Genomic DNA, 16171 nt, shown 5'->3' on the forward strand with positions numbered 1-16171 from the left:
TGCGCTGAGGTTCCTGCGCTGAGGTTCCCGCGCTGAGGTTCCCGCACCGGGATTCCCGCACCGAGAAGGAGGACATCATGGGCGACGGGTTCACCGTCGACTCCGCCGAGCTGTCGGCGCAGGCCGGGGCGGTCGGGGGCCTCGCCGGGCGCGCCGACACCGCGACCGACGCGGGCCGGCACGTGACGAGCCTGGACGACGCCTACGGCCTGCTGTGCCGGCCGTTCGCCGACCTGCTGAAGGAGCCGCAGCAGCGCGGCACCGACACCCTCGCCGCGACCGCGGAGAGCATGCGGCGGCTGGTCGACGGCCTCCAGGACTCGGCGGCGACCTACCGGGCGGCCGAGGAGAAGGTGGCGGCGGTGATGCAGGCACTGGTCAGGACGCTGGAGGCGGTGCCGTCGGCACCGCGGGTCGGGGGAGGCAACTGATGGTCGACGTCGACGACCGGAGCGACAACGAGCTGGTCGACCAGCGGTCGGACCTGCGCCACAACTACCTCCAGGACCTCAACCCCCTGGAGAACACGGGCGTGCCCGACGCCGAGTCGGGCACCGGGTTCATGACCGGCATCACCGCGTTCGAGGCGGGGTGGACGATCGCCCAGGGCGTCGACCAGAACGACCTGGGCCTGATCATCTCGGGTGTGGCGGCCGCGGGGCTGGACGTGGCGAGCGCCGCGGTCGACCCCATCGCCTACGTCGCCGGGCAGTTGTTCTCGTGGATGCTGGAGCACGTCGAACCCGCCCGGGCGGCGCTGCACGCGGTGACGGGCAACCCGGACATGGTCAAGGGCTACGCCCAGACCTGGACGAACATCGAGCAGGAGGTGCTCAAGCTCGGCGAGGATCTCCAGCGCGGCGCGCACACCGGGGTGCCGTCGTGGACCGGCGAGGCCGCGGAGGGCTACCTCCGCGAGGTCGACGCCATCGCCGGGATCGCCAAGGGCGCGGCGGGCGGCGCGCACGGCATCGCCGGCATCACGTTGTCGATGGCGGAGGTCGTCGGCGGCATCCGCGTCGCGATCCGCGACCTGCTCGCGACCCTGGCCGGGGCGCTGGTCAGCTGGGCGATCGAACTGGCGGCCACGCTCGGCGCGGCGACGCCGGTGGTCGTCGCGCAGGCCACGGCGAAGATCGCGCAGGTCGTCCGCATCGTCGCGAACATGCTCCGGGCACTGGGCAAGGCGTTGTCCAGCGCGCTGACCTGGCTCGTGCAGTTGCGCGACCTGTTCGACGGGTTCTGGCGCGCCCTCACCGAGCTGGAGAAGAGCCGGGCCACCGCCCCCGCGTGACCCGACCGCGGCGGTGGCCGGGCGGGGGATCACGGCCGGGTGGTCCCCCGCCGGTCCACCCCGGTCCCCGCCGCGCCGTCGCGCCAGCGGTCGATCACGGCGGGCAGTTCGCGCATCAGGTGGGCGTAGAAGTCGCGCATGTCGGCGAGGCGGCGCCCGGCGGCGCTGTCCTCGCCGGCGGCGGCGATCCCGGCCTCGGCGGCGGCCCGCATCTGCCGGACGACCGCGTTCTGCTCGGACATGAGCGTGGCCCAGCCGTCGTCGGGGAAGCGGAAGTGCTCGCGGCGGCTGCCGGGCGCGGGCACCTTCTCGATGAGCCCCACCGAGGCGAGGCCCTTGATGGCGGTGGAGACCGAGCCGGGGGCGGCGCCCAGCAGTTCGGCCAGCTCACCGGCGGTGATGGTGTCCTGGTCGCTGAACAGCAGCATGGCCAGCACCCGGGCGGTCATCCGCTGGAGGCCGCCGCGGGTCAGGGTGAGGGCGAGCCGCTCGGCTGCCTCGGCGTGCCCGGTCATCGGTCCCCCTTCGTCCTGACGGGATCTTAACTGCTTCGACTATTCGGAAATCTCAGAAAACTGGGTACGGTCGTGGGGTGAAGGCGTTGATCCTCACCCTGGGCACGCGCGGGGACGTGCAGCCGTTCGTGGCGTTGGCGCGAGGCCTGGCGGCGGCCGGGCACGAGGCCGTGGTGGTCGCGCCGCACCGGTTCGACTCGCTGGTGCGCGGCGCGGGAGTGGTGTTCGCGGGCATCGACGAGGGCCCGCTGCGGCTGGTCGACGACGGCCCGGTGGTCGGCGAGGTCGCCGCCGGCGGCCTGTCCGCGAAGGTCGCGCTGGCCAGGCGGATGCCGGGGATGTTCGGGCGGGTGCTCGACGACTGCTGGTCGGTGGCCTCCGGCGGGCTCGGCGCCGGCGCGGACGTGGTGGTGCACAACGGCCAGGTGGTCGCCGGTCACCACGTCGCGGAGCGGCTGGGCGTCCCGTCGGTCCTGGCCCTGCCCATCCCCCTGTACGTGCCGACCCGCGAGTTCCCGTGGCCCGGCCAGGCGGTGCCACGCCTGCTGCCGCGCGCCTGCAACCGCGCCACCTACCTGGGGATGAAGGGGCCGGCGGTGGTGTTCGGCCGCACGGTGGACCGGTGGCGGGACACGGTGTTGGGCCTGCCCCGGCGACGTGGGCGGCACGACCCGCTGCGCAACCCCGACGGCTCGCCGGCACCGGTGCTGCACGCGGTCAGCCGCCACGTGCTGCCGCGACCCGCCGACTGGCCCGCCACGGCCGCCGTGACGGGCTACTGGTTCCTCCACGACACCGGACCGGTCGCGGAACGGGACCCGCTGCCCGCCGCGCTGGCGGACTTCCTGGACGCGGGCGACCCACCGGTGTTCATCGGGTTCGGCAGCATGTCCGGCCCGGACCCGGCCGCCACGACGGCCACCGTGCTGGCGGCGGCGCGGCGGGCCGGCGTCCGGGCGGTGCTGGGCACCGGGTGGGGCGGGCTGACCGCGGCCGACTCGCGGGACGTGTTCACCACGGGCGAGGTCCCCTACGAACGGCTGTTGCCGCGGGTCGCCGCGGTCGTCCACCACGGCGGGGCGGGCACCGTCGCCGCGGCGGTCGCGGCCGGGCGCCCCCAGGTCGTGTGCCCGTTCGTGGCCGACCAGCCGTTCTGGGGTCGCCGGATGCACGACCTGGGCGTGGCGACCGAACCGCTCGACCAACGCCACCTCGACGCCGACCGGCTCGCCGGGGCGATCGAGCGCGCGGTGACCGACACCCGGCTCGCGGAGACCGCGGCCGGCCTCGGCGACCGGGTGCGGGCGGAACGCGGGGTGGACGACGCGGTGCGCCGACTGGCCGGGATCGCGGGATCGGGCGCGCGGCCCCGGCCTCGACAGCGGTGAACCCCGCCCCCGCCGTCACACGGTGGTGCGCGGCCACTGCTGGTTGGTGCCTGTGCCGCAGGTGTACTGGACGAGCTCGGCGCCGTCGGCGGTGGAGGCGCCCACCACGTCGAGGCACTTGCCGCTGTGCCGCACGTCAACCCGGTGGTACGTCGTGGGAGTCGTGGTGCCGTCACCCCAGGCGTACCGGACCCGTTCGGCACCTGAGGTGTTGCGGATGGTCAGGTCGAGGTCGGTGCCGCTGCCGCTCAGCGCGCACATCGAGTACCAGTCGTAGCCGATGGTGCCCGGCTTGCGAGCGGCACCCTCACCAGTCCAGGCCGAGACCGGCGACGTAGTCGGTGAGCAGTCCGGCGATGATCCGGTCGTCGCGCAGCGAGTAGTGCCAGTCACAGCCGAGGCGGTCGAGGTCCGGGGCGTCGTAGTACCAGTAGCGGACCGCGGCGTCGCCACGCTGGTTGCGCTCCCGCACGACCTGCTGGGCGGCCTGCGGGAACGCCGCGTTGCCGGAGTAGGCGTTGGCGCTGACCACGATGGTCGTCCCGGCGCCGTAGCGGGCCCGCAGCGTGTCGATGAAGCCCTGGTACGCGGTCTTGTAGGCGCTGACCAGGCTGTCGGGCGTCCACGGCTCACCGGCGTTGAGGGGGGTGGAGAAGTCGTTGACGCCCAGGCCCACCACGACCAGTTGCGGCCGCCAGGTGCCCGGGTTCTGCCACACGTCGCCCGCGGCGTGCTGGAGGACCCGGTCGTAGTGGGTGCGGAAGTCGGTGCCCGGGTCCTGGCCGTTGTAGTTGCGGACCATGCCGCGCCCCGAGTGGGCGTTGACCTGGTAGTCGGCGTTCAGGCTCCGGGCCGCCTGGGCGGCGAAGCCGAGGTCGGCGTTGGTGTTGCGGTCGACACCGCCGTTGGCCGAGCAGTCGCGCGTGGTGGACATGTTGCCGTAGCCGACGGTCAGGGAGTCGCCGATGAACTCGACCTGCCGGGTGCGCGCGGCGGGCTTGTCCAGGACCTCACCGCCGGGCGCGGCGGTGAAGCCGCCGAACCCGCCGGCCGTCCAGGGGCTCTCGGTGCGCTTGACCAGGCGCACCCGGTGCTCGGTGTCGGCGAGGCCGCGGACCCAGTGCGTCGTGCGCCCGGGTCGGACGAGGGTCGCCGCGGTGGTGCCGTCGACCTGGACGTCGTAGTCGTTGTGGGCGTCGTCGAGCACGATCCCCACCCCGGTGCCGCGGAAGCGGCCCTCGAAGTAGACGCCCGGCCAGGTGTACTGGAGGGCGTTCGCGGTCGCCTTGACCCTGCCGGCGGTGTGCACGCGGGCGAGCGCGTCACCGGGCTGCTGGGGGGTCGTGGTGGTGGTCGTGGTGGTCGTGGTGGCGGTCGTCGTCGTGGTGGTCGTGGGTGTGCCGGTGCAGCGGGTGCCGTTGAGCGCGAAGTCGGTGGGGACCGGGTTGGTCGAGCCGTCCCAGGAACCGTTGAAGCCGACGCCGGTGCCCGCTCCGGTGCCCAGGACGCCGTTCCAGCTCGCGTTGCCCATCGCGACCTGCGCGCCGGACTGCGTCGCGGTGCCGCCCCACGCCTGGGTGATCTTCTGGCCCGCGGCGAAGGACCACGTCAGCCGCCAGCTCGTGACGGGGTCGCCGAGGTTGGTGATGCCGACGTTCGCGGTGAAGCCGCCTTGCCACTGGCTGCCCACCTGGTACGTGACCCGGCAGCCGGTGGCGGCCTGCGCGGGCAGGGAGGTGAGGGTGGCGACGACGGCGGCGCCGACGGCGGCGACGGCCAGTCCGGCGCGGGTCCGGTTCGAGTGGGGGAAGGGCATGTGCACCGCCAGGTCTCCGTTGATCGACGAGTGGGCGCCCCGGTCGAGCGGTCACTTCCTCTGGGAGCGCTCCCAGACACTGTAGCCAAACGTGCGCGCACCGTGAACCCGTGATCGCGCCCGGTACGCCTCCCGGCGCGTCCCGGCACCGCGGATCGACCGTGGGGGAAGATCAGGTGGTCACGACCGGATCACCCTGGTGAACGAGGAGGCGGGGCGCGTGGTCGCACCGGAGTACCTGACCTGCACCACCGTGCTCGTCGACGACACGACCGCCTGCGTGGTGCCGTCGGGCGACCTCACCTTCGACAACGGCGGACTGCTGCGCGACGTGGTGGTCGACCTGCTCGCCACCCTCCGCCCGACACGCCTGCACGTGGACTGCGCGGGGCTGGCGTTCTGCGACTCGTTCGGCCTGAGCGTCCTGCTGGGCGCGCGTCGCGCCGCCGACGAGGCCACGACCACGCTGCTCCTGGACAACCGGCCGCCGTGGCTGGACCGCCTGTTGCAGCGCACCGGCACCTACCACCACCTGGTGCCCGACGACGTCGGGGAACGCCGGGCGGGCTGATCCGCGCCGGTCGGGAGACCCTGCGCGACGTGGATTTCCCGCTATTCCACGTCGCTTCGACGCAACCGCCGTGATGCGGCCCGGCAGTGCCGCCCCGAGAAGGCCGCAACCGGACGTACGCGCAGGTCAGAAGGTTCACGCGGCCGTTCGGGAAACCTTTGCACCGTGCTCCGACGGCCTACTCGCCGCGACCGTTCGGCTCAATCTTTCCAGGCGGGTTGAGTTTGCCGTGCGAAACGTGAACTATTGATCCGGCATTGGGGAAATCTGTCCACACCGGACAATCCTGGGGGAACTGGGGGAGCATGATCGACGGAAGGACGCCTGCCGCACCACCCGCCGTGCACCGGACGCGTCCGGTGACACCGAGCCGGGGGCGGCCCCGCCCCGGACCGTTGCGGGAGCACGGTTCTCGCTGATCGGCGACCGGTCGTCGGAACACCGCGCACCAGGCGGTCGCACGGTGCCGGAGTCGCGCGCGACCGCGGGGCGAACCTGTTCGGGTGGCGGCCCGGGACTTTCCTGTGCGCGCGCCGCCCACGGGCGACCGCATTGCGCACACACCAGAATTGGGGGCTGAGTCCGTGATGAACGACGCGCTCGTCGACAATCCCACGCGGGTCGTCCTGGCCGAGCGGAGAACGCTTTTCCGGATCGGGATGCGGAAGATCCTCGACGAGGCTCCGGGGATCGTGGTCACCCACCAGGTCGACACGTTCGACGGTCTTTTCCGGCACACGCGGGAACTGCCCGAGGTGGTGGTGATCGGGTGCCTGGTGGACGTGCCACGCGCGTCGGTGGCCGCGCGCCGGTTCCTCGACGGCAGGCCCTCGGCGAACGTGCTGGTGGTGGACGACAACACCACCCTGCCGGACGCACCGCGGGTGGGCGTCCTGCCGTTGAGCTCCAGTCCCGACGAGTTCCTCAGCGCCATCCGGATGCTGGCCGCCGGCTACGCGTTCTACGCCGGGCCCGCGCCGCGCGCCGCCGAGCGGGACGAGCCACCGGTGGAGCGCATCACCCGTCGGGAGACCGACGTGCTGCGCCTGCTGGTGCACGGCCGCACCAACTCCGAGATGGCGCGGAACCTGTCGTTGACCGAGAGCACCGTCAAGTTCCACGTCCAGAACCTGCTGCGCAAGCTGCGCCTGCCCAACCGCGCCAGCGCCGTCGCCTACGCCTACGAGACGGGGCTGATCAACGTCGGCGAGCTGTCCGAGACCGTCCGGAGGCCCTGAACCTTGCCCACCACGGGAACCCCATCCACCCCGACCGACGTGCGGCGCGGCGCACTGGGCGCCGCGACCGCGATGTTCTGCGTGGGCACGCTGACCGGTGTCTCCCCCGCGCTGCACGACTACCCCGTGTACGGCGGGCAGGCCGTGCGCTACCTGGTCGGCGCGGTGCTGCTCTTCGCCGTGGCTCAGGCGTTCGGCAAGGGGCCGGTGCGGCTGACCCGGCGCGAGGTGTTCTTCCTCGTGGCGCTCGCGCTGACCGGGCTCACCGCGTTCAACGTGCTGATCGTGGAGAGCACCCGGTTCGCGGACCCCGCGACCGTGGGCACCGTGGTGGCCGCCGTGCCGATCGTGCTGGCACTGCTGGGGCCGGTGATGGAACGCCGCAAGCCCGCGCCCCGGGTGCTGCTGGCCTCCGTGGTGGTGGTCGCCGGGGTCGTGGTGACCAGCGGGTTCGGCGGCGGTTCGCCGCTGGGGCTGCTGCTGGCCCTGGGGGCGCTGGCGTGCGAGGCGGGGTTCTCCCTGCTGGCGCTGCCGGTGCTGGGCCGGCTCGGCGCGATCCGGGTGTCGGCGTACTCGGCGGCGATCGCCGTGCCGCAACTTGTCGTGGTGGGGCTCGTCCTGGACGGGCCGCACCTGGTGCGGGTGCCGACCACCTCCGAGGCGCTCGCGCTGGGCTACCTGGCGGTGGTGGTCACGGTGTTCGCGTTCCTGTGCTGGTACACCTCGCTGCCGAAGCTCGGCGCCGACCGGGCCGGCCTGTTCTCCGGCTTCCTGCCGGTGGGTGCGGTGGTCTCCACGGTGGTGCTGGGCACCGGCCAGCCCCGGTTGGCCGACCTGGTCGGCGCGTGCCTGGTGCTGGTGGGGCTCGCGATCGGGCTGCGGCCCGCGCGGGTGCGGGAGGTCAGCCCGCCACGTCGGCGATGACCGGCCGCACCAGGTCCACCAGGCTCGCCGCGTCGACCTCGATGGTCTCGTCGTCCCGGCCGCTGCCGCAGTAGACCTTGCCCATGTCCGGCACCGGGGTGTGGAACACCACCACCCGGTCGGCGACGTCGGTGAGCGGGCTGATGCCGCCGGGTGCCATGCCGAGTTCGGCCAGGTCGTCCTCGCCGGCGCGGCGCAGCTTCGACCGCGAGACGCCCGCCGCCTTGGCGATCCTGCCGTAGCCGGCGGGGGTCAGCATCGGCAGGGACACCAGCACGAACCGCTCGCCGGTGCGGAACGCCAGCGTCTTGAGCAGCCGTTCGGCGGGCAGGTCCAGTTCGCGCTCGATGTCCTCGTAGGTCCGGATCGGAGCGTGCGTGAAGGACGAGAAGGGCACGCCGGCGGCTTCGAGGATCTGCGCGGGAGTCCGTCCGCTCATGATCCGAGCGTATCGGAGCGGACGGCTTCCGCCGTCGCCGGGGCGTGCCCGCGCCTGCGCATCAACCCGTGGAACACGAACCGCATCACCGGCAGCCCGGACTCGCCGGTCAACTCGCCGCGCTGGCGCACGATGCCGCAGTCCGCGCGCGTCAGCGACGGGGTCGTGCCCAGCACGGTCATCCGCCCGACCAGCAGGTCGCCGGGCCTCACCGGCCGCAGCCAGCGCAGCTCGTCGATGCCCGGCGACACCTCGGCCGCCGATCCGCTGATCACCGCGTCGACGTACAGCCGCATGAACGCGGCGGCCACCTGCCAGCCGCTCGCGATCACCGGTTCACCCGACAGGCCGAGGTGGAGGGGTTGCGGGTCGTACCGCTGCGCGAACGACCGGACGTCGGCCTCGGAGATCCGACAACTGCCCAGCTCGTGCACGTCGCCGACGCGGAAGTCCTCGAAGTACCGCACGTCACCTCCTCGCCGCCGCGCGCAGGCGCGGGAACAGCGCCAGCGCCGCCCCGCCGATGTCCGGCCGGTGCGCCGCCACCTCGCGCCGTGTCCGCCCGACCACCGGGTCGGTCATGAACGGGAAGTCCGTGCCGAACAGCACGTGCCCCGGCTCGGCGACGGCGTCCACGCACGCCAGCGCGGCGGCCGTGGACGACTGCGCGGTCTCGTAGTACAGCCGGCCCAGCTCCTCCGCCACCGAGCCGTCCTGACCGGGCAGCACCCAGGTGCGGGCCAGCTCCAGCCTCCCCACCAGGAACGGGATGGTGCCGCCACCGTGCGCCAGGACGAACCGGATGCGGGGGAAGCGGCGCAGCGCGCCGCGGAACAGCAGGTTCGCCACCGCCCGCGTGGTGTCCGCGACGAAGTCGACCAGCGGCGGCGGCACGACGGCGGCGAAGTCCGGCGCGCCCGTGCAGGAGCACCGGTAGCCGGGGTTCGGGTGCACGAACACCACCGCGTCGCGCCGGTCCAGCTCCGCCAGCAGCGGGTCCAGACCCGGGTCGCCCAGGACGGCTCCGTCGGCGAGGGAGGCGGGCAGCACCACGCCGTCCGCACCCAGCACGTCGAACGCGTGCCCGACCTCGGCCAGCGCGGCGTCCAGGTCGGGCAGCGGCAGGGTGGCCAGCAGCCCGAACCGGTCCGGGTGCCCGCGCACCACTTCCGCGGTCCACTCGTTGGTCCGCCGCACCAGGTCCGCCGCGTCGGGCAGCAGCAGCGCCGCGTCGGGCACCAGCACCGACAGCACGACCGCGGCCAGGTCGTGCTCGGCCATCACCCGGAGGGTGTCGGCGGGTTCCCAGCGCGGCACCGGCACACCCGGCGCCATGTGCGTCACACCACGGGCGGCCAGCGCGTCGGCCAGCCGCCCGTGGTACGCGTGGTGGTGCACGTCGATCCAGTCCACGTCGAACGCCTCAGACCGTCCGGGCCGGGATCTTCGGCAGCTCGGCGAGCGACGCGTCGACCTGCTCCTGCGGCACCTCGTAGTCCTCCAGCCGGCCGGCCAGGAACGAGTCGAACGCGCCCATGTCGAAGTGGCCGTGCCCGGAGAACCCGAACAGGATGGTGCGCGCCTCCCCCGCCTCCTTGGCCGCCAGCGCCTCGGCGACCGCGCCGCGCAGCGCGTGCGACGACTCCGGCGCCATCACGAAGCCCTCGGCGCGGGCGAACCGCACGGCCTCGGTGAAGACCTCGTTCTGGTTGTAGGCGACGGCTTCCACGAAACCCTCGTCGTGCAGCAGGCACAGGGTGGGCGCGTCGCCGTGGAAGCGCAGGCCGCCCGCGTGGATCGGCGGCGGCATGAAGCCGTGGCCCATCGTCTTCATGTGCAGCAACGGGCCGAGACCGGCGGTGTCCGGGTAGTCGTAGGCGTACCGGCCCCTGGTCAGGGTCGGGCACGCGGCGGGCTCGGCGGCGACGAACCGGGTGCCGGTGCGGGCGCCGGTCAGCGTGTCGGCCAGGAACGGGAACGTCAGGCCGGAGTAGTTCGACCCGCCGCCGACGCAACCGATCACCACGTCCGGGTAGTCCCCCGCCATCTCCATCTGGCGCTTGGCCTCCAGGCCGATCACCGTCTGGTGCAGCACCACGTGGTTCATCGCCGAGCCGAGCGCGAACTTCGTGTCGTCGTGTGCCAGCGCGTCCTCCACGGCCTCGCTGATCGCGATGCCCAGGCTGCCCGGCGACTCGGGGTCCCGCGCGAGGATGTCGCGGCCCGCCTGCGTGCGGGTGCTGGGAGAGGCGAACACCTCGCCGCCCCAGGTCTCCATCAGCGAGCGCCGGTGCGGCTTCTGCTGGAACGACGCCTTCACCATGTAGACGGTGACCTCGACGCCGAACAGGCTGCCCGCGAACGACAGCGCCGACCCCCACTGGCCCGCGCCGGTCTCCGTGGTCACCCGCCGCACGCCCTGGCGGGCGTTGTAGAACACCTGCGGCACCGCGGTGTTCGGCTTGTGCGACCCGGCGGGCGACACGGCCTCGTACTTGAAGTAGATCTTCGCCGGGGTGTCCAGCGCCTTCTCCAGCCGGTCCGCGCGGTACAGCGGCGAAGGCCGCCAGATCCGGTAGACGTCCCGCACCTCGTCGGGGATGTCGATCCAGCGCTGCGGGCTGAACTCCTGCGCGATGACCTCGTCGGGCAGCAGCGGCTGGAGGTCGGCCGCGGTGAGCGGCTCGTGGGTCACCGGGTGCAGCGGCGGCAGCAGCGGCTTGGGCAGGTCCGGCAGGATGTTGTACCACTGGGTGGGCATGTCGTCTTCGGACAGCAGGTACTTCTTCACGTCGTCGGTCCCCTCAGAACATCGGTGCCTGGCTGGGCGCGCGCAGCGTGCCCAGGTGCGGGTGCCACAGGTGGTCCGGGTTGTCCTCGACCTCGCGGGTGATCTCCCGCATCCGGGTCAGCGCGGCCGGTTCGCCCTCGCCGTCCCACACGTCGCCCTGGAGCATCCGCAGCACGTCCAGCCGGTAGCGGGGGTCCGCGACGAAGGCGGTGAACAGGATGTTGAGGCGGTAGTAGATCGAGATGAACTCGTACCAGTTGCTCACCGCCCGGCGCAGCTTGGTCTCGTAGCGGTCGAACGAGGGCTTGGCGAAGTCGCCGTGCTCGGCCGCTTCGAGGATGTCGTAGGAGGCGATGCGGGCGCTGTTCATGGCGACGCTGACACCGCTGGAGAAGATCGGGTCCACGAACCGGGCCGCGTCGCCGACCATCAGCCAGCCGTCGCCGCAGACCTGCTTCATGGCATAGCTGTAGTCGCCCTCGGGCTTGAACGGCCGCACCCGCTCGGCCTTGCGCAGCGCCTCGGCCAGCTCCGGCCGGGTCTCCACGGCCTCCTCGAAGAACGCACCCCACTGCTGCTTCGCGGCGGTGAAGTGCTTCTTCTGGGTCACCACGCCGACGCTGGTGACGGTGTCGGTGATGGGGATCTGCCAGACCCAGGTGTCGGTGATCGGCAGGAAGTGGATGAAGATGAAGTCCGCCTGCTTCTTGTCCACCGCCAGCGCCGAGCGGTCCAGCCCGTCGAACCAGGTGTGGATGGCGTACTGGTTGAACACCGGGTCGGGCACCTTGAGCTTGAGCTGGCGGCCCAGCAGCGTGCTGCGGCCGCTGGCGTCGACCACCAGGCGCACCCGGACGCCGACCTCGGTGCGGCCCATGGTGAACACGATCCGCTTGACGTCCTCCTCCAGCTCCACCCGCTGCACGCGCACGCCCTCGTAGACCTTGGCGCCCTGGGACTCGCTGTGCTGCAACAGCAGCAGGTCGAACTGGCCGCGGTCGACGTGGTAGGTGTAGTCCTGATCGACGCCCCGCTGGTCGCGCTCGCGGAACTCGACCTCGGCGGCCTTGAACCCGTGCGACAGCTTGAACCCGAGCGACGAGATGTCGTTGCTGGTCGCGGAGGTCCACGCCGCGCCGTACTTGCGCGGGAAACCCCCTTCGTCCACTTTGGCCAGTGCCCCGATGTCGGCCAGCACCGGGGTGGTCGCCGGGATCAGCGACTCCCCGACGTGCGGCCGGGGGAACAGCTCGCCCTCCAGCACCACGACGGACATGCCCGCCCTGGCCAGGTAGGAGGCGATCGTGGAACCGGCGGGACCGCCGCCGATGATGCCGATGTCGAAGTCAACGTCTGTCACGGTGCCCCCAGCTCAGACTTTGCGGACGTCGTTCTCCAGCTCCAGCACCAGGCGCGTGATGCTGTCCAGGTCGCGGAAGTTGCTTCCCACCATGCGTTCCGCGGGCACGTCGACCCCGAGCCGCTCGCCGATGAACACGACGAGAGCCGTCGTCGACAGGCTGTTCAGGATTCCCCACTCCAGCAGCGGGGTGTCCGGGAGGACCTCCACCCCGGCGGAGTCCAGCACCTTCTCCCGGATGAACTCCGTCAGCGTGCCGAGCACCTCAGCGTGTTCCATGCACATCTCCGTATCCGTGCAGCACAACCGGATGTGCTCCGGATGCTATGAGCGGTGGAAACCCGCTGTCTTCCGTCATTGTGGCGGGCGGCAGCCGGCCGTTCGGCGGAGGCGGACCTGTCCGTGCGGCCAGTGCCGGGCCGCCCGTCCAGCGGAGGACAACCGGGCGAGGACTGCTTAGTGTCGATCGCGTGGACTTCGGATGGCACCCCGCCGCGCAGGCCGAATTCGACCGCGTCCGCGCGCAGGCGGCCGCGTGGCCGGACGAGCGGCCGACGGCGCTGACCCGCGAGCGGTGGCGGCGGTGCGGCGACGCCGGGCTGCTCGGCTACAGCGTGCCGGCCGACCTTGGCGGCTCCGGGCGCGGGTTCCTCGACACCGCCCGCGCCGTGGAGGCCTTCGGGCTGGGCTGCCCGGACATGGGCCTGGTGTTCGCGTCGCTGGCGCACCTGTTCGCGTGCGCCATGCCCATCGCCGAGCACGGCGGCGAACGGGTCCGCGAGCGGGTGCTGCCGCTGCTGGCGTCCGGCGAGTGGGTCGGCGCCAACGCGATCACCGAGCGGGACGCGGGGTCGGACGTCACGGCGCTGCGCGCGACCGCCCGCGCGGACGGCGACCACTACGTCCTCGACGGCGTGAAGACCTTCGTCAGCAACGCCCCCGAGGCCGACGTGTTCGTCGTCTACGCGTCCACCGCCCCGGAGTTCGGGCACCTGGGCGTGACCGGGTTCGTCGTGGAGCGGGACACGCCCGGTCTGGTGGTGGAACCGTTCGAGAAGTCGGTGCTGGCCACCTGCCCGGTCGGCGAGGTGCGGCTGGAGGGGTGCCGGGTGCCCGCGCACCACGTGCTGGGCGTGCCCGGGCAGGGCGCCGCGATCTTCCAGTCGTCCATGCGCTGGGAGCGGACCTGCCTGTTCGCCGCCTACCTGGGGCAGGCCGGGAGGTTGCTGGAGCGGTGCGTCGCGCACGCCCGGGAACGCCGCCAGTTCGGCAGGGCGATCGGGAAGAACCAGGCCGTGTCGCACGCCATCGCGCGACTGCACAGCCGGGTGGAGGCGGCCCGGCTGCTGCTGTGGCGGGCGTGCTGGCTGCTGGACCGGGGCGAGCGGGCCGCGCTGGAGGTGGCCGGCGCGAAGCTCGCGGTCAGCGAGGCGGCCGTGGACACGGCGGCGTTCGCGATGCGCGTCCTCGGCGGGTCCGGGACGCGGCTCGGGTCCGGGGTGGCCCACGACCTGCTGGACGCGATGGCGTCGACCACGTTCTCCGGCACCTCGGAGATGCAACTGGAGCAGATGGCCAAGGAGCTGGGGCTGTGAGACTGCTGCACGACCTCGTCCGGGAGCGCGCGTCGAGCACCGCCGTCGCCGTCTCGGCGGCCGACGGGGAGCTGACCTACGCCGAGCTGGACGCCGAGGCGGACCTGCTCGGCCACCGGCTCTCCGCGCTGGGCGTCGTGGCGGGCGACCGGGTCGCCCTGTGGCTGCCCAAGTCGACCACCGCGGTGGTCGCGACGCAGGCGGTGCTGCGGCTCGGCGCCGCCTACGTGCCGGTCGACCCGTTGAGCCCGGTGGACCGGGTGGTGCGGGTGCTCGGCGACTGCGCGCCCAGGGTGGTGGTCACCACGCCGGAGGGCGCGGAGGTGCTGCGCGGCGACACGCCCGGCGGCGGGGCGGCGGGCGGCGGGGCGGCGGGCGGCGGGTTCACCACGCTGTGCGTGGCGCTCGGTGGCGAACCGGCGGGGCCGTTGCCGCCGGTTCGGGTGTCGCCGGACGATCTGGCGTACGTCCTCTACACGTCCGGCTCGACCGGCGTCCCCAAGGGCGTCCGCATCTCGCACCGCAACGCGATGGCGTTCGTGGAGTGGGCGGCGGCCGAGTTGGGCGCGGGAACGGCGGACCGGTTCGCCAACCACGCCCCGCTGCACTTCGACCTGTCGGTGCTGGACCTGTACGTCGCGTTCCTGGCGGGCGCGTCCGTCCACCTCGTGCCGCAGGAGGCCGCGTACGCGCCGCGCCTGCTGGTCGAGCTCCTCGCGGCGCGGCGCATCACCGTCTGGTACTCCGTGCCGTCGGTGCTGATCCTCATGGCGCGCGACGGCGGACTGCTCACCGCCGACCTGCCGGACCTGCGCGCCGTGCTGTTCGCCGGCGAGCCGTACCCCGTCGACCACCTGCGCGCGCTGCGCGCGGCCTTCCCCCGCGTCCGCCTGCTCAACCTGTACGGACCGACCGAGACGAACGTGTGCACGTTCCACGAGGTGACCGAGGTCCCGGCCGACCGGACCCACCCGGTCCCGATCGGCCGGGCCTGCTCGGGCGACCGGGTGTGGGCCGTCCGCGACGACGGGACCCCGGCGGCACCGGGGGAAGAGGGCGAGCTGGTGGTGGACGGCCCGACCGTCATGCTGGGCTACCACGGCGCCGAACCCCACCGCGGCCCTTACCGCACCGGGGACCGCGTCGTGCTGCGCGACGGGGACTTCCACTACCTGGGCCGCCGGGACAACATGGTGAAGATCCGCGGGAACCGGGTCGAGCTGGGCGACGTGGAGGCCGCCCTCCAGTCCCACCCGGCGGTGAGCGAGGTCGCGGTGGCCGTCGTGGGGAGCGGGATGGACGCGAAGCTGACCGCGTACGTGGTGCCCGCCGACGGCGGCGCGTTCGGCCTGCTGGACGCCAAGCGGCACTGCGCGGCACTGCTGCCCCGCACCATGATCGTGGACCGGGTGCACGTCCTGGCGAGCCTGCCGCGCACCCCGAACGGCAAGGTCGACCGCAGGGCGCTGACCGCCGACCCGTCGCGCCGGACGGGATGACCTCCGCACCCGACACCGCCCTTCCGCGGTGAACGCTACCGGCGGTCGTCGTCGAGCCCCGGAAGACGACCTCATCGGGTGACGAGGTGGACCCGTTTCCTGCTGCCGGTTCCCGGTGATCCGTCATTAGGCTGCGGTTCTCCACCGTTCGGATCGGCGACGGAAGAGGTACCGCCATGCCGGATCAGGTCCTGCACGACAACATCGACCGGGTCTTCGCGATCCTCGACGCGGATGGCGACGGCGGGGTCCGCAAGGACGACTTCACCTCGATGGGTCGCGGGGTCGCGCGGGAGTTCGGGCTGGACGAGGACTCGCCGCGGTCCCGTCGCCTGGTCGAGGGTTACGAGGCGGTGTGGGACTACCTCTGCGGCGCGGACCTCGACGTCGACGGCGTGGTCAGCCCGGCCGAGTTCCGCGAGGCCCACACCTCGGGGCGGGTGACGACCGAGGTGCTCGTGGAGAAGTGGGAATCGGCGTCGCGGCAGAGCTTCGAGGCGGCCGACGCCGACGGCGACGGCCACATCGACCTCGACGGGTTCGCCGGGATCTACCGCGGAGCCGGAATCCCCGACCGGGCCGTCGCCGAGGCCGCGTTCGGCGCCATGGACGCCAACGCCGACGGCCGCGTGGACTGGACCGAGCTGTCCGCGCACGTGCGCGGCCTGTTCACCGCGACCGACGACTCCGCCAAGGGCGCCCACATGGTCAGCGGCGGCTGACCACGACCGCCGGGGCAGC

Annotated in this window: 18 protein-coding genes; 9 read left to right on the forward strand and 9 right to left on the reverse strand. The window is 72.8% G+C overall.

Annotated elements, in window-relative coordinates:
- Window positions 1–77: 77 nt before the first annotated feature.
- Both J2S66_RS13355 and J2S66_RS13360 read left to right on the forward strand, forming a co-directional pair.
- On the forward strand, window positions 78–431 hold the full coding sequence (locus J2S66_RS13355) for a type VII secretion target (protein WP_310307319.1): 354 nt from the start codon (window positions 78–80) through the stop codon (window positions 429–431).
- Window positions 431–1294: a hypothetical protein gene (locus J2S66_RS13360; protein WP_310307320.1), complete on the forward strand. Its 864-nt coding sequence runs from the start codon at window positions 431–433 to the stop codon at window positions 1292–1294. Before J2S66_RS13355 ends, J2S66_RS13360 begins: the two co-directional genes overlap by 1 nt.
- Window positions 1295–1323: 29 nt before the next feature.
- Here the strand turns inward: J2S66_RS13360 and J2S66_RS13365 are convergent, their stop codons facing one another.
- Window positions 1324–1809, reverse strand: a complete 486-nt coding sequence (locus J2S66_RS13365; RefSeq protein WP_310307321.1) for a GbsR/MarR family transcriptional regulator — start codon at window positions 1807–1809, stop codon at window positions 1324–1326.
- 77 nt (window positions 1810–1886) lie between these two features.
- Here J2S66_RS13365 and J2S66_RS13370 point away from each other — a divergent pair, with 77 nt between their 5' ends.
- Window positions 1887–3197, forward strand: coding sequence for a glycosyltransferase (locus J2S66_RS13370; RefSeq protein WP_310307322.1), 1311 nt, complete (start codon window positions 1887–1889; stop codon window positions 3195–3197).
- Between the two features lie 15 nt (window positions 3198–3212).
- Here J2S66_RS13370 and J2S66_RS13375 read toward each other — a convergent pair whose 3' ends face one another.
- Together J2S66_RS13375 and J2S66_RS13380 are read right to left on the reverse strand one after the other, a co-directional pair.
- On the reverse strand, window positions 3213–3458 hold the full coding sequence (locus J2S66_RS13375) for an RICIN domain-containing protein (protein WP_310307323.1): 246 nt from the start codon (window positions 3456–3458) through the stop codon (window positions 3213–3215).
- A gap of 46 nt (window positions 3459–3504) precedes the next feature.
- A complete protein-coding gene (locus J2S66_RS13380) occupies window positions 3505–5013 on the reverse strand; it encodes a cellulose binding domain-containing protein (RefSeq protein WP_310307324.1) in 1509 nt (502 codons plus the stop codon).
- A gap of 220 nt (window positions 5014–5233) precedes the next feature.
- Here J2S66_RS13380 and J2S66_RS13385 point away from each other — a divergent pair, with 220 nt between their 5' ends.
- The 3 genes from J2S66_RS13385 to J2S66_RS13395 all read left to right on the forward strand — a co-directional run bounded on the left by J2S66_RS13385 (window position 5234) and on the right by J2S66_RS13395 (window position 7746).
- Window positions 5234–5584, forward strand: a complete 351-nt coding sequence (locus J2S66_RS13385) for an STAS domain-containing protein (RefSeq protein WP_310307325.1) — start codon at window positions 5234–5236, stop codon at window positions 5582–5584.
- 587 nt (window positions 5585–6171) lie between these two features.
- Window positions 6172–6822, forward strand: a complete 651-nt coding sequence (locus J2S66_RS13390; RefSeq protein WP_310307326.1) for a response regulator transcription factor — start codon at window positions 6172–6174, stop codon at window positions 6820–6822.
- A gap of 39 nt (window positions 6823–6861) precedes the next feature.
- Window positions 6862–7746, forward strand: coding sequence for a DMT family transporter (locus J2S66_RS13395; protein ID WP_310307327.1), 885 nt, complete (start codon window positions 6862–6864; stop codon window positions 7744–7746).
- On the opposite strand, the gene J2S66_RS13400 is transcribed toward J2S66_RS13395, so the two are convergent.
- Genes J2S66_RS13400 through J2S66_RS13425 form a run of 6 tightly spaced genes read right to left on the reverse strand, consistent with a single transcriptional unit; the run spans window position 7724 to window position 12615 of the window.
- On the reverse strand, window positions 7724–8185 hold the full coding sequence (locus tag J2S66_RS13400) for an aminoacyl-tRNA deacylase (protein WP_310307328.1): 462 nt from the start codon (window positions 8183–8185) through the stop codon (window positions 7724–7726). The two genes, J2S66_RS13395 and J2S66_RS13400, sit on opposite strands and share 23 nt — an antisense overlap.
- Complete coding sequence (locus J2S66_RS13405; protein ID WP_310307329.1) at window positions 8182–8652, reverse strand: MaoC/PaaZ C-terminal domain-containing protein; 471 nt, start codon at window positions 8650–8652, stop codon at window positions 8182–8184. Before J2S66_RS13405 ends, J2S66_RS13400 begins: the two co-directional genes overlap by 4 nt.
- A gap of 1 nt (window position 8653) precedes the next feature.
- Window positions 8654–9598: an amidohydrolase family protein gene (locus tag J2S66_RS13410; protein ID WP_310307330.1), complete on the reverse strand. Its 945-nt coding sequence runs from the start codon at window positions 9596–9598 to the stop codon at window positions 8654–8656.
- 10 nt (window positions 9599–9608) lie between these two features.
- Window positions 9609–10976: a TrpB-like pyridoxal phosphate-dependent enzyme gene (locus J2S66_RS13415; protein ID WP_310307331.1), complete on the reverse strand. Its 1368-nt coding sequence runs from the start codon at window positions 10974–10976 to the stop codon at window positions 9609–9611.
- 13 nt (window positions 10977–10989) lie between these two features.
- The gene (locus J2S66_RS13420; RefSeq protein WP_310307332.1) at window positions 10990–12336 is read right to left on the reverse strand and encodes an NAD(P)/FAD-dependent oxidoreductase; all 1347 of its coding nucleotides are present in this window, start codon (window positions 12334–12336) and stop codon (window positions 10990–10992) included.
- Between the two features lie 12 nt (window positions 12337–12348).
- Complete coding sequence (locus tag J2S66_RS13425; RefSeq protein ID WP_306748031.1) at window positions 12349–12615, reverse strand: phosphopantetheine-binding protein; 267 nt, start codon at window positions 12613–12615, stop codon at window positions 12349–12351.
- Between the two features lie 191 nt (window positions 12616–12806).
- Here J2S66_RS13425 and J2S66_RS13430 point away from each other — a divergent pair, with 191 nt between their 5' ends.
- From J2S66_RS13430 to J2S66_RS13440, 3 genes are all read left to right on the forward strand, one after another.
- Window positions 12807–13931 (forward strand): acyl-CoA dehydrogenase family protein, encoded by a 1125-nt coding sequence (locus J2S66_RS13430; protein ID WP_310307333.1) that lies wholly within the window; start codon window positions 12807–12809, stop codon window positions 13929–13931.
- Window positions 13928–15430 (forward strand): amino acid adenylation domain-containing protein, encoded by a 1503-nt coding sequence (locus J2S66_RS13435; protein WP_310307334.1) that lies wholly within the window; start codon window positions 13928–13930, stop codon window positions 15428–15430. The genes J2S66_RS13430 and J2S66_RS13435 overlap by 4 nt, the downstream gene beginning before the upstream one ends.
- Before the next feature lie 176 nt (window positions 15431–15606).
- Window positions 15607–16152 carry an EF-hand domain-containing protein gene (locus tag J2S66_RS13440; RefSeq protein WP_310307335.1) on the forward strand — a complete coding sequence of 182 codons (546 nt, stop codon included), beginning with the start codon at window positions 15607–15609 and terminating at the stop codon, window positions 16150–16152.
- Window positions 16153–16171 lie beyond the last annotated feature (19 nt).

It is taken from the genome of Saccharothrix longispora, assembly GCF_031455225.1.
Taxonomy (GTDB): Bacteria; Actinomycetota; Actinomycetes; order Mycobacteriales; family Pseudonocardiaceae; genus Actinosynnema; species Actinosynnema longispora.